This window comes from Halomonas litopenaei, from assembly GCF_017303055.1.
Lineage (GTDB): Bacteria > Pseudomonadota > Gammaproteobacteria > Pseudomonadales > Halomonadaceae > Halomonas > Halomonas litopenaei_A.
On the sequence record NZ_JAEKJT010000001.1, the window covers coordinates 453,835 to 465,554 of the forward strand.

An 11,720-nucleotide genomic window follows, 5' to 3' on the forward strand; every position below is an offset into this window, starting at 1 on the left:
GCAGTGCTGATCCAAACTGTCGACAGTCGTCAATCGACTGTTGTTGATGGTCGACTCCGTGCATACTGGATCGGTACGGTACCCGCTGTGCCAGCTTCCTGGGCCATGGCCCACGCTTCAACGCAAAGGATGACCATGCCTTCAGATGCCTACCCCGCCCCCTTCGTGATTCAACGCAACCTGGTGGATCAGGTGGTGGATTACCTGACCGAGTCGATTCTGGCGGCGCGCTTTGCGCCGGGGGAGCGACTGTCAGAAGCCGGACTGGCCAGCGAGCTGGGCATCAGTCGTGCGCCGGTGCGCGAGGCCGCCAGGTTGCTGGAAAGCCGCGGGCTGCTGGTGTCACGGCCACGACGTGGCTTCTTTGTGCGTAGTCTGGATGTGGCGGAGCTCAACGATGTCTTCGACCTGCGCATCGGTCTTGAGCGACACGCCTTCGAGCGGGTGATGCTGCGTTTTGATGAGGACATCGAGCAGAGCCTCAAGCAGCAGATCGAACGGTTGTGTGATGTCGCCTCGGGTCACGATGAGAGTGCCAAGATCGAGGAAGATATTGCCTTCCACCGGCGGGTTTTCGAGCTTGCCGGCAATCCCCGCCTGCTGCGTGCCTTTGACGACCTTAGCTTCGAGCTGCGGCTGTGTATCACGCTGATTACCCGCACCCACGACACCCCGGAGAGCATCGCCGCCTCGCACTGGCGCCTGCTGGATGCCCTACGCAGTGGCGACCCGGAGCGTTGCCGCGAAGAGGTCGACTATCACATTGGTGTAGCGCGTGATTCCGTGATCGAGCGTCTCGCCGACGGCCATAACAGCGCCAACCACCCAAACAACCACCAGTGAGATTGATGTAGATCAATCCCTGCTAATTCCGCGGTCCTACAGGCTTGTGCCCATCCTGCTCGAAAGTGCATAACTGGTGTGCGAGATGGATCATCGGCACCGGCCTGGCCGCTTCGACACTCATCTCAACCTTGGATATTTCCGCCAATGACAACGTCCCTACTGTCTGCTGAGGCGCTGGACGCCAACGAGCAGCGGCTGCTCGATGTGTGTGACGAACTGATGCCCGACACCCTGGCCCTGACGTCGGACCTGGTGCGCGAGTACAGCGTGCTGGGGGCTGAAACCGGTGTCTTGCAGGTGATGGAGCAGCACTTGCTGGGCATGGGCCTGACAGTAGAGCGGGTGCCGCTGCCGGATTCTCCGCCAGGCGCTGCTGACGATCGCTACAACCTGGTGTCGGTGATCAACGGTACATCGAATCGGCCGCACCTGATCTTCAACGGGCATCTGGACGTGGTCCCCGCGGAGCCTGTGTCGATGTGGACTAGGTCGCCGTGGGAGCCATGGCAGCAGGATGGTTGGCTCTACGGACGCGGCGCCGGTGACATGAAGGCGGGCATTGCCGCCATGGTCACCGCGGTGACCGCCATGCAGCGGGCAGGATTCGATATCCGCTTTCCGCTCACGCTGCAGACGGTCATCGAGGAAGAGTGTACCGGTCACGGGGCTCTGGCCTGCCTGGCGCGGGATGGACGGGGGGATTTCGCCCTGATTCCCGAACCCTTTGGCGCCACGCTGACCACTGCCCAGGTCGGGACCCTGTGGTTCAAGGTGACGCTGGAAGGGGTGCCGGCCCACGTGCTGGACACCTCTGCGGGCAGTAATGCGATCGAGGCCATCCAGGCGGTGATCGCGCCGCTCAAGGCGCTGGAAGCCGAGCTGAATGCCGGGCGCGAGGCACCCTATGACGCCGTCGAGCACCCGTTCAACTTGAATATTGGCCGCATCGAAGGCGGCAACTGGGCCTCCAGCGTGCCCTGTCATGCCACCCTGGAAGGGCGTATCGGTTTTCCGCCGGGGGTGGCAGCGGAGGAGATCATGGACAAGGTGCGCCAGTGCGTCGATGCCGCACGAGAGGGCATGGGGTCTGGGATTTCGGCACCGGAGGTCAGTTTTCACGGGTTCCGCTCCGAGGGGCACCAGGTCAACCTGGATCATCCGGGTGTGGCGCTGCTGGCGGACTGTCATCGGGCCCTGACCGGTGAAGCATTGCCGTCGGTGGCATTGACCTGCACCACCGACCTGAGAGCGTTGAACCGCTATGGTATCTCTGGCACGTGCTATGGCCCCGTGGCCGAGCGCATCCATGGCGTGGATGAGCGGGTGGATATTGCGTCCATTCGTCATACCCTGCGGGCCTATGCCTTGTTCCTGTATCGCTGGGGGCAAGCGGCCGATGGCGTTGCCTAGCCGAGATCCGTCGACCTGAGATCTCGCTGCGCGCACGCCCCTGCCGAGGCCAGTCGGGTTGATCTGGGGCGGGCACCGGACATATCGGTGCCGTGCCGTCACATAACCTTGTCCTGAGTCGGGATGGCTGACGTCGTTGACTGTCACCCTGCGGGACATGGCTTCACGGAATGAAGTGCGCAGGAGGATGCCATGGTCACCCAGGCAGGGAGTAGTGAAGGGCGCGAGCAGCAGGACGTCGCCTACACCGGTCGCCACGATGAGGCCGGTAGTGATGACAAGGAGGGCAGCCGTAGCTGGCCGCTATCACTGTATGACGAGCTGGCGGCGTACATTCAGCCGCCCCCCAGCAGGCTGAGCCCGCGTGGCCGGCGATGGTTGATCGACGCGGAAGGGTGTCGCCTGTTGCCCTATCACGACCTCACCGGTGAGACGATCGATGAGTGGCAGCCCGGCGCCACCATTGGCGTCGGCCACCTGATCGAGGAGGGGCAGTGGTCTCGGTTTGCTCGGGGGATTGATCTGAACTGGGCGGATTCGCTGCTGCGTCGAGATCTCCAGGACATCGAGCAGGGCGTGCTGGCGCGGCTGGAAGCGTGTCGCCCCTGGGTCGGGGCGGCGGGTTTGGGGCAGCATCAGTTCGATGCCATGGTGCTGCTGGCATTCAATATTGGCGTGGGCGCCTTCAGCCGGTCCTCCCTGGCCAGCATGCTGTGCGACCCGACTGCCGATACGCCCTATGCCACGCTTGAAGACGCCTGGCTTGCGTGGAATCGAGCAGGGGGTCAGGTGCTGGCTGGCCTCAAGCGTCGACGTGCCGGCGAATGGAAGATCTTCAGCGCCGCGGATTATGGACCGGCCATCGGTAACGATTGACCCCGGGACTTACTGCCCGCCGAGCCCGCCGAGGAACAGCTGGGTGCACAGGCGAGCGCGCTCGTCCCTGGCCTGGGCATCGAGCTGGGGCGGGCGACCCACCAGGGAGTCGAGCATCCACTCGCCCAGTACCATGCCGGTAAAGATGCCGGCGGCGGCGCGCGGGTCCTTGACCGTCAGTCGACCCCGCTGATGCTGGGCGTTGAGGTAGTCGGCCAGTTCGCGGCGGGTGCGGTCGGGGCCGTGGTCGAGAAATAGTGCGCCAAGATCCGGGGCGCGTTCGGCCTCGGCAGCGATGCCACGAATCAGGCGGATGTTGGCGGCGGGCAGGGCCAGGTCCATGAGGTCTCGGGCGAGTTCCGTCAGCACCTCTTCCGGCGGTCGCTCGCCGGCCTGACCCAGGCGACTCCACACGCTGGAGGCCTGGGCCTCCATCGACGCCACGAACAACCCTTCCTTGTTGCCGAACAGCTTGTAGAGCGTGCTCAGCGACCCTCCCGCTCGGGCCACGATATCGTTGACGCTGGCACCGGCGTATCCCTTTTCGAGAAAGACCTCCCTGGCGGCTGCCAGCAGGCGCTGTCTGCGGGCTTCTCCTCGGGGGGTAAAGCCCTGATGGGCTGAGTCGTTGGCCGACATCTGCTCGTCCTCTTGCTGATGGTCCCCCGCCGTCCGATGGCTGGGTTCTGCTTACGTTACCTGCTTGCCTATACCTGCTGACTTACATCGGCGTACTGATATCCGCTTCCTTTCCCCGTTTCGTGCTGCGGTACATGCCCCGGTGTTGCGGACCTCGCCCATGTTGCTGCTGTTGTTCATGTTACCGATGCCGATGCCGATGCTGGCGAATGGCCCAGCCACCGCAGACAGCAGCGGGGTGATCGACGCAAAAAGCACCGCGACGTAAAAGTGTAGCATGCGCTACACTAATGCGGTTCATGAATTTGCGCTGTCCAGGGCCGCGCCTTGCTGCCCCCTCCCGGTGCTTCGATGACGAAGCGCGTGGGTCGACACAGGCGGCAACCAGACAAGCGTAAGACAGGGTACGTGGGGGACGAGATGACGCGTGGCAAGAAGGCAATCGTGGCACTGGCCGGGCTGATGGCCTTGGTGGCGCTGATCTGGTGGGGCATGAGCTGGTGGTCGACGGGCCGTTACCTGGAAGAGACGGATAATGCCTATGTGCATGCGGATGCGGTCAGTCTGCGTGCTGAACTATCGGCGTTGATCCGGGAGCTGCCGGTGATGGATAACCAGCAGGTGCGCGCTGGTGATGTTCTGGTGAAGCTGGATGACACCGACGTCAAGCAGCAGCTGGCCCAGGCCCTGGCTGACCAGCAGGTGGCTCATTCCCAGCAGGTCCAGGCCAGCCGACAGATCGAACGACAGCGTGCGGCCATCGAAGAGGCGCAGGCCCAGGTGGTTTCTGCCGAGGCGCAGCATGCCCAGGCGCTTCGTCATCTGGAGCGATCGCGCTCGCTGGCGTCACGCCAGTACGCCTCGGAGCAGCAACAGCAGGACGACGAAGCCAGCGTCAACGTGGCCGCGGCCAACCTGGCGGCACGCCGGGCGGCACTGACCTCGGCCCAGCGACAGCTGGACGTTGCGCTGGCCGACGAACAGGCGGCGCAGGCGCGTGTCGTATCCGCACAGGCGGCAGTGGAGGTCGCCCGACACCAGCTGTCAAAGGCGACGCTGCGGGCCCCGCGCGATGGCGTTGTCGGTGCCATCACCGCGGAGGTCGGGGATCTGGCGCAGCCCTCGCTGACCCTGATGCACCTGGTGCCGGTCGAGTCGGCCTACGTGGTGGCGAACTTCAAGGAGACCCAGACGGAGCGCATGCGCATTGGTCAGCCGGTGCGACTGGTGGTCGATGCCTATCCCCAGGTCCACTTCGAGGGGGTGGTCGACAGCCTGGCGCCGGCGACGGGGTCCCAGTTCAGTCTGCTGCCCCAGGACAATGCCACCGGCAACTTCAACAAGATCGTGCAGCGGGTGCCGGTCAAGATTCGACTGACCGGGCCTGAACAGGCACTGGGCGTGCTGCGTGCGGGGTTGTCTGTGGTGCCTGAAGTCGACACCCGCTCCCTGGACGGTGATCCCTTGGGTGCGCGGCACCAGGCCGAGCGTGAGCAGACGCCGCCGGTAGCGGCGACGCTGGCAGGGCCAGGCGCGTGAGTCAGTCCCCAGCGCTTGCCTCCGCGGCGCCTTCGGGCGCCGATGAACTTCCCCCCTGGCCTCAGCGTATTGGCTTTATTGCAGCGGTATTCGGCATGTTCATGGCGATTCTGGATATCCAGATCGTGGCCAGCTCGCTGAACGAGATTCAAGCCGGCGTTGCCGCCAGCAGTGAGGAGATCTCCTGGGTCCAGACGTCCTACCTGATCGCCGAGATCATCATGATTCCGCTGTCCGGGATGCTGACCCGGATTCTCTCGACGCGGGTGGCCTTTGTGCTGTCCAGCGTTGGCTTCACCCTGGCAAGCCTGGGATGCGCGCTGGCGACCAGCATCGAACAGCTGGTCATCTTGCGGGCACTGCAGGGATTTCTTGGCGGGGCGATGATCCCGATCACTCACGCCATCAGCTTCTCGATCTTTCCGCGTCGGATGATGGGCGCCGTTCAGGCCGTGATCGGCATGGTGGTGACCATGGCGCCGTCGGTGGGTCCCACGGTGGGGGGCTACATCACCGAGATCGCCAGTTGGCATTGGCTGTTTCTGGCTAACGTGATTCCAGGTGTGCTGGTCAGTTGGGCGGCGTGGCGATTCTTGGATATCGACAAGGGCGACCGCAGCGCGGCCAGGCGTCTGGACGTGCTGGGGCTGGCGCTGATGGCGGTTTTTCTGGGGTGCCTTGAGTACGTGCTGGAAGAGGGCCCCGGGGATGACTGGTTCGATGATCACCTGATCCTGATGCTCTCGCTGACCTGCGGCCTGGCCGCCATCGGCTTCTTTGTGCGTACGCTGCGCCATCGGTATCCGATTGTGGGCCTGCACGCGTTTGCCAACCGCAACTTTGCGCTGGGCGCCGGCCAGGGATTTGTGATCGGCATCGCCCTGTACGGGCTGGTCTACCTGATGCCGCTGTTCTTTGGTTATGTGCGCGGCTTTTCCAGCCTGCAGATCGGTCAGGTCATGTTCGTGACCGGGGTGGCGATGTTCTTCACCGCACCCGTGGCCGGTCGGCTGTCCGGCAGCGTTGACCTGCGCGTGCTGATGTTTGTGGGCTTTGTGCTGGTGGGGGTGGGCTCGATCATGAACGCCTGCCTGACGTCAGAGTCCGGGTTCGAGCAGTTCTTCTGGCCCCAGATCGTGCGCGGGGTGGGGCTGATCCTGTGCATCATTCCGGCCTCGCGCATTGCGCTGGGGACCTTGCCGCGTGAAGAGGTGGGCAACGCCAGCGGGCTGTTCAACGTCATGCGCAACCTTGGTGGGGCGGTCGGTCTGGCGCTGATGGACACCGTTCGCGACATCCGCGAGGACTATCATTGGAGCCAGCTGATCGGTGCAGTAAATGAGGGGCGTGGTGTCGTGCTTGAGCGGTTGCAGGGATACGAGAGCTTGCTTGCCGGTCATGTGGCGGATCCGCAGCAGAGCGCGCTGGCGCTGGTCGGGCAGACGGTGGCGCGTGAAGCCCAGGTACTGGCGTTCAATGACATCTTCTTGTGGCTGGGTGCCCTCTACCTGCTTTGCGCGCCGGTGGTCCTGCTGGTTCGGCGGCCAGAAGCCTGAGCCGCCACTTGCGATCATTGCCTGGGACTTGCCAGGGTCAGGTCTTGGTCGTGTAAAGCGCGAAGGCGCCTAGGCTTGCCATCAGCAGGAATCCCGCCAGGCCCAGGCGTCCCCAGGGCAGGCTGGCCGTGCCCAGGTGGATGATGGTCGGGTCTCTAGGCGAGTAGCGCACCGTTATCTGACTGCCGACGGGGTAGGCGGCCAGATAGGCCTCGGCGTCCTCGCGGCGTTCGAAGGAGGGAACGCCATCAAAGCCACTGTTGTCGGAAGTTACAAGGCGACCCTCGAGTTGGCCTTCGACGGCCACGCGTGCCAGATATCGCTTGGCCTGTTCATCCCGCTCGCGCTGATGGCGCTGTGCTTCGGCCAGTCTGACGCCGGTGTCGGTGACGGTGACCTGGGCGCTGGGCCAGCGGTTGACGTCCCGCACCTTCCAGGCCCCGGCGCCTGCAACAATGGCGCCAATCAGGGCAGCGAGTGACACGATCAGCAGCGGATGAGGCATGGCGGTATCCTGCTAAGACATTGAGATGGTGGTACAGGCAAGGAGATAACGATGACGATGATGGCCTCCCTGAGGAATTGGATCAACGATGTGGCGCAGCCGGAACACGCCCAGGCAGACGTCGACCTGTCCTTGGCCACGGCGGTTCTGCTGTGTGAGGTGGTGCGGGCAGACTATCGCATGGATGACAGCGAGATCGCGCTGATGCGCGAGCAGCTGCAGCAGCGCTTCGAGCTGGACCCGGCAGCGTTGGACGAGCTGATGTCGTTGGCCCGCCAGGAGGCGGAAACGGCCGTTGACCATCACCGTTTTGTGCGTGAGCTGAGAGACCGAACCGGGTATCAGGAGCGGGTCGCCTTGGTGCAGCAGATGTGGGCGCTGGCCTTTGCCGATGGAGAGAAGGATGCCCTGGAAGAACATCGCATCCGTGCCCTGGCCGAGTTGCTGCATGTCAGCCACGGCGATTTCGTGCGCACCCGTATCGCCGAGGAAAATCGCGCCGCGGCGCGGTGATCAACGGACGGATGCCTGCATCAACCGAACCTGAGCAGCGACGGCATGGATAAGCTCAAGCGCGCTTGGTTTTTTCGTTTTCGGGGTCTCTCGCTTACGGGGTCTTTTGCTTTCAGGGTCCTTCGCTTTCAGGTCTGTAGCTCACAGGGTCTGTCGATAGCGTTATCGTCTGTCGGAGAAATTGTAGTGGGTGAGACTGGCTTTTGAGATAGGTACACTGGATCATCCTGTTGAACGCGATCAGGGATAGTAAAGTTTTCTGATTCAGCCAGTGCGAGTCGAGACAAGGAGACGCAGATGTCGCGCAAGATGGTGGTAGTGGGTGCTGGGATGGTGGGCGTGTCCGTTGCTTGGCATCTGAGTCAGCGAGGTCATCAGGTGACCCTGGTGGACCGTCGCGAGCCGGGGCGTGAGACGTCCTATGGCAATGCCGGCATCATCCAGCGCGAGGCGGTTCGGCCCTATGCGTTTCCTCGCGACCTCGGCACGCTGCTGCGGGTGGCTCCGAATCGGCAGATCGATATCCGCTACCGCCCTGGTGCGATGATGGCCAACGCGGGTACCTTGCTGAAGTACTGGCAGCATTCAGCGCCGGCGCGGTATGAGCGAATTGTGCCTGAGTATGCGTCCTTGATTTCAGGCTGTCTTGACGCCCATGCCGCCATGATTGCGGCATCGGGCGCTGAGGAGTTGATTCGTCGCGACGGTTGGCTGGAGGTGTATCGCAGCGAGGCCGAACTGACGGCGCGGCACGCCCAGGCTCAGGCCGATGCGCAGCGCTTCGGGATTCGCTTCAAGCGACTCGACAGCGCAGAGCTTGCCCAGCTGGAACCCGGCCTGGCGAGCGGCGCTGGCAACGACAGCGGCAAGGGGCTGGCCGGGGCCATTCACTGGCTGGACCCCTGGACGGTGGCCAGTCCGGGGGATCTGGTCGCTGCTTACGCACGGGCCTTTGTCGAGTCCGGGGGCGAGATCGTGCAGGCCAATGTGGACGCCGTGGAGCGCACTGGCCAAGCCTGGCGGGTGTCACTGGGTGGCGGTGCAGTCAGCCGCCAGCTGGACGCTGACGGTCTGGTCATGGCGCTGGGGCCTTGGACGCAGGAGTGGATGACGGCCTTGGGCTTGAGGATTCCGCTGTTCGTCAAGCGCGGTTACCACATGCACTATGCCCAGCCTGACGAGCGGGCGCTCGGTCACTGGGTCATGGACGCCGAGGTCGGCTATCTGCTGGCGCCGATGCGCCAGGGCGTGCGCTTGACCACCGGGGCCGAGCTGGAGCGGCTGGAGGCGCCGGCGCACCTTGACCAGCTGGAGGCGGCGGAGCGCAAGGCGAGGGAACTCTTCCCGCTGGGGCAGCGGCTGGAGTCCACGCCCTGGAAGGGTGCCAGGCCCTGCACGCCAGACATGAAGCCAGTGATTGGCCCGGTGCCGGGACAGGATGGCCTGTGGCTGGCCTGTGGTCATGGGCATCAGGGCTTCACGCTGGGCCCTGTTACCGGCAAGCTGCTGACCCAGCTGATCGAGGGGGAGCCGGCGGATATCGATATGACGCCCTTCAGGGTCGATCGTTTCTAAAACGCTGTCCCGTTCAGAATGCAAAAGGGCCACGATGTTCGTGGCCCTGTTTTCTTCTTACCGTTTCCTTCTCACCGCTTTCTTATCACCCCCGTTTCCTTCTCACCGCTTTGCGGTCTTTCGTCTGGCGCTCTCGCTTTCCAGGCAAAGCCCATAAGGGCTGCGTGAGGTGGCGTTGTCATGGTGAGGGGCGGGTTCAGCTGTTGTCTTTCTGCCGTTCGGTGGCTGTTGATTCGCCGGAAGTGGGGGGCAATGCGCTGGCGCTTGCAGCGCTCACGTCAGGGGGGCTGTCAGCGTCGTCATCGCTGCGCTCGCCACGGCGTTCAGCGATGGACCTGGCCAGCAGTTTCATCAGGAGGGTGACGAGAAAGACCAACCAGCTGGCGGTGGCCAGGACGTTGAACAGCAGCATCTTCTGCGCGCCGCTCAATGGCGTGATCAGGTGATCGATGACGATGGCAAACAGAAACGCCAGGTTCAGCGGTAGCGCCAGAATATGCATCCACATCTCGGTGCGCCGCTTGCGCACGTGATAGCGGCTCAGCATGACGCGCACCGGGCGATGCACAAAGCTCAGCAGGATCATGGTGCCTAGTATCAGCAGGGCAGCCAGTGCCGGCTCGGCGCTATCGATATGCAGTGATACGCTGATCGACCAATACAGCATCAACCACATCAGTCCCGCCAGGGTGGCGACCAGGTCGGCGTAGTGACGTACCTTGGGCATTGAGCTCTCGCTAGGGCTAGTCGGTAAAAACGGGGCGCAGGGGGTTCCTGGGTGACAGGCGAGGCCTATTTATTGGCCCTGAATGCCTCGTTCACTCTTCATGGCCACCTGGATGGCCACTGCCTTGTTCCGCGTCTTGTGTCGGCCTGTCCTGCCGGCGCCTTTCGCCTGTCAGGATAGTGCTCGCAGGAGACACTTGCGCATGATACGCGAAATATCGTGCTTTTGTGGCGATGAGCGGAGGTCGATCGCTTTGCGGTATACTGCGCCCGACCTTGAACCACTCGATGACAGGACAACAAGTGACTTCCATTACCTTGACCCGCCCGGATGACTGGCACCTTCACCTGCGCGATGGCGTCGCGCTTGAGTCAGTGGTAGGGGACACCGCGCGCCAGATGGGGCGTGCCATCATCATGCCCAACCTCAAGCCACCGGTGACAGTGCTGGAGCAGGCGCTGGCCTACCGCGAGCGTATTCTGGCGGCGTTGCCGCAAGGTAGCCAGTTCGAGCCGCTGATGACGCTGTATCTGACCGACCGTACCACGGCGGACGATATCGAGCAGGCCTGGGCTAGCGGCAAGGTACAGGCGGTCAAGCTGTATCCGGCAGGGGCCACCACCAATTCTGATTCCGGCGTGACCGATCTGAAGCATTGCGACGAAGCGGTGGCCACCATGGCTCGTCTGGGCATGCCGCTGCTGGTGCATGGCGAGGTGACGGACCACGAGATCGATATCTTTGACCGGGAGAAGGTCTTTATCGACCGGGTGATGAAGCCGCTGCTGTCACGCCACCCTGAGCTCAAGGTGGTGTTTGAGCACATTACTACCGCCGATGCGGCGAGCTTTGTGGCCCAGGCCCCGGCCAATGTGGGGGCAACCATCACCGCCCATCACTTGCTGTATAACCGCAACCACATGCTGGTGGGCGGGATTCGTCCTCACTATTACTGCCTGCCGATCCTCAAGCGTGAGCGTCACCGTGAGGCATTGATCGAGGCAGCGACTTCTGGCGACACCAGCTTCTTCCTGGGCACCGATAGCGCTCCTCACGCTCGCCACGACAAGGAGAGCGACTGCGGTTGCGCCGGCGCTTACACAGCGTTGACCGCGATCGAGCTGTACGCGACGGCATTCGAGCAGGCCGGAGCACTTGATCGCCTTGAGGGTTTTGCCAGTCACCACGGCCCGGATTTCTATGGGCTGCCACGCAACGTAGATCCCATTACCCTGGACAAGACCGAGTGGCAGGTGCCTGCCGAGCTGCCCTTCGGCGAAGGGAAGACCCTGGTGCCGCTGCGTGCCGGCGAAACCCTTGGATGGAAGATGCGGGAGCAGTGATCCTCCCGCTATCGTTGGCTTGGTGCTCGCGATGACGTGATCAGAAAACGACGGAACGCGCGGTACATCGCGTGTTCTGGCCAAAATGGCGCGCCCTCAGGGGCGCGCTTTTTTTATGCGCATAGTTTTCCCGCTAAGGCCTGGCATTCGAGCCGAAACAGGATCACGAGACATAAATTGTTGTACGTGGT

11 protein-coding genes are annotated in these 11,720 nt (G+C 63.2%); 8 read left to right on the top strand and 3 right to left on the bottom strand.

All coding sequences use genetic code 11. The features are described 5' to 3' along the window. Positions 1-135: 135 nt before the first annotated feature. The 3 genes from JF545_RS02035 to JF545_RS02045 all read left to right on the top strand — a co-directional run bounded on the left by JF545_RS02035 (position 136) and on the right by JF545_RS02045 (position 3,132). Positions 136-843, top strand: a complete 708-nt coding sequence (locus JF545_RS02035; RefSeq protein ID WP_315899971.1) for a GntR family transcriptional regulator — start codon at positions 136-138, stop codon at positions 841-843. 147 nt (positions 844-990) lie between these two features. Further along, positions 991-2,256 carry an ArgE/DapE family deacylase gene (locus tag JF545_RS02040; protein ID WP_206938066.1) on the top strand — a complete coding sequence of 422 codons (1,266 nt, stop codon included), beginning with the start codon at positions 991-993 and terminating at the stop codon, positions 2,254-2,256. 192 nt (positions 2,257-2,448) lie between these two features. Then, positions 2,449-3,132 (top strand): lysozyme, encoded by a 684-nt coding sequence (locus JF545_RS02045; RefSeq protein WP_206938068.1) that lies wholly within the window; start codon positions 2,449-2,451, stop codon positions 3,130-3,132. A 9-nt stretch (positions 3,133-3,141) separates the two neighbouring features. On the opposite strand, the gene JF545_RS02050 is transcribed toward JF545_RS02045, so the two are convergent. Continuing rightward, positions 3,142-3,771, bottom strand: a complete 630-nt coding sequence (locus JF545_RS02050; RefSeq protein WP_206938071.1) for a TetR/AcrR family transcriptional regulator — start codon at positions 3,769-3,771, stop codon at positions 3,142-3,144. Positions 3,772-4,191: 420 nt separating this feature from the next. Between JF545_RS02050 and JF545_RS02055 the strand changes: the two genes are divergently transcribed. Further along, the gene (locus JF545_RS02055) at positions 4,192-5,310 is read left to right on the top strand and encodes an HlyD family secretion protein (protein ID WP_206938072.1); all 1,119 of its coding nucleotides are present in this window, start codon (positions 4,192-4,194) and stop codon (positions 5,308-5,310) included. Beyond that, positions 5,307-6,866, top strand: coding sequence for a DHA2 family efflux MFS transporter permease subunit (locus JF545_RS02060; RefSeq protein WP_224852023.1), 1,560 nt, complete (start codon positions 5,307-5,309; stop codon positions 6,864-6,866). Before JF545_RS02055 ends, JF545_RS02060 begins: the two co-directional genes overlap by 4 nt. Positions 6,867-6,903: 37 nt before the next feature. Here JF545_RS02060 and JF545_RS02065 read toward each other — a convergent pair whose 3' ends face one another. Next, entirely contained in the window at positions 6,904-7,371 is a 468-nt protein-coding gene (locus JF545_RS02065) for a DUF3592 domain-containing protein (RefSeq protein ID WP_206938074.1), read from the bottom strand. A gap of 51 nt (positions 7,372-7,422) precedes the next feature. On the opposite strand from JF545_RS02065, the gene JF545_RS02070 reads away from it, so the two are divergent. Together JF545_RS02070 and JF545_RS02075 are read left to right on the top strand one after the other, a co-directional pair. Next, a complete protein-coding gene (locus JF545_RS02070; RefSeq protein ID WP_242520562.1) occupies positions 7,423-7,884 on the top strand; it encodes a TerB family tellurite resistance protein in 462 nt (153 codons plus the stop codon). Positions 7,885-8,130: 246 nt separating this feature from the next. Continuing rightward, positions 8,131-9,459, top strand: coding sequence for an FAD-dependent oxidoreductase (locus JF545_RS02075; RefSeq protein WP_206939190.1), 1,329 nt, complete (start codon positions 8,131-8,133; stop codon positions 9,457-9,459). A 196-nt stretch (positions 9,460-9,655) separates the two neighbouring features. Here the strand turns inward: JF545_RS02075 and JF545_RS02080 are convergent, their stop codons facing one another. Next, positions 9,656-10,186 (bottom strand): hypothetical protein, encoded by a 531-nt coding sequence (locus JF545_RS02080; protein ID WP_347401298.1) that lies wholly within the window; start codon positions 10,184-10,186, stop codon positions 9,656-9,658. A gap of 302 nt (positions 10,187-10,488) precedes the next feature. Here JF545_RS02080 and pyrC point away from each other — a divergent pair, with 302 nt between their 5' ends. Further along, positions 10,489-11,529: a dihydroorotase gene (gene pyrC / locus JF545_RS02085; protein WP_206938083.1), complete on the top strand. Its 1,041-nt coding sequence runs from the start codon at positions 10,489-10,491 to the stop codon at positions 11,527-11,529. Positions 11,530-11,720 lie beyond the last annotated feature (191 nt).

Bases quoted from the DNA above. Each gene is read 5' to 3' on its own strand.
- JF545_RS02035 (WP_315899971.1), top strand. From the start codon at position 136: ATGCCTTCAGATGCCTACCCCGCCCCCTTCGTGATTCAACGCAACCTG.
- JF545_RS02040 (WP_206938066.1), top strand. From the start codon at position 991: ATGACAACGTCCCTACTGTCTGCTGAGGCGCTGGACGCCAACGAGCAG.
- JF545_RS02045 (WP_206938068.1), top strand. From the start codon at position 2,449: ATGGTCACCCAGGCAGGGAGTAGTGAAGGGCGCGAGCAGCAGGACGTC.
- JF545_RS02050 (WP_206938071.1), bottom strand. From the start codon at position 3,771: ATGTCGGCCAACGACTCAGCCCATCAGGGCTTTACCCCCCGAGGAGAA.
- JF545_RS02055 (WP_206938072.1), top strand. From the start codon at position 4,192: ATGACGCGTGGCAAGAAGGCAATCGTGGCACTGGCCGGGCTGATGGCC.
- JF545_RS02065 (WP_206938074.1), bottom strand. From the start codon at position 7,371: ATGCCTCATCCGCTGCTGATCGTGTCACTCGCTGCCCTGATTGGCGCC.
- JF545_RS02070 (WP_242520562.1), top strand. From the start codon at position 7,423: ATGACGATGATGGCCTCCCTGAGGAATTGGATCAACGATGTGGCGCAG.
- JF545_RS02080 (WP_347401298.1), bottom strand. From the start codon at position 10,186: ATGCCCAAGGTACGTCACTACGCCGACCTGGTCGCCACCCTGGCGGGA.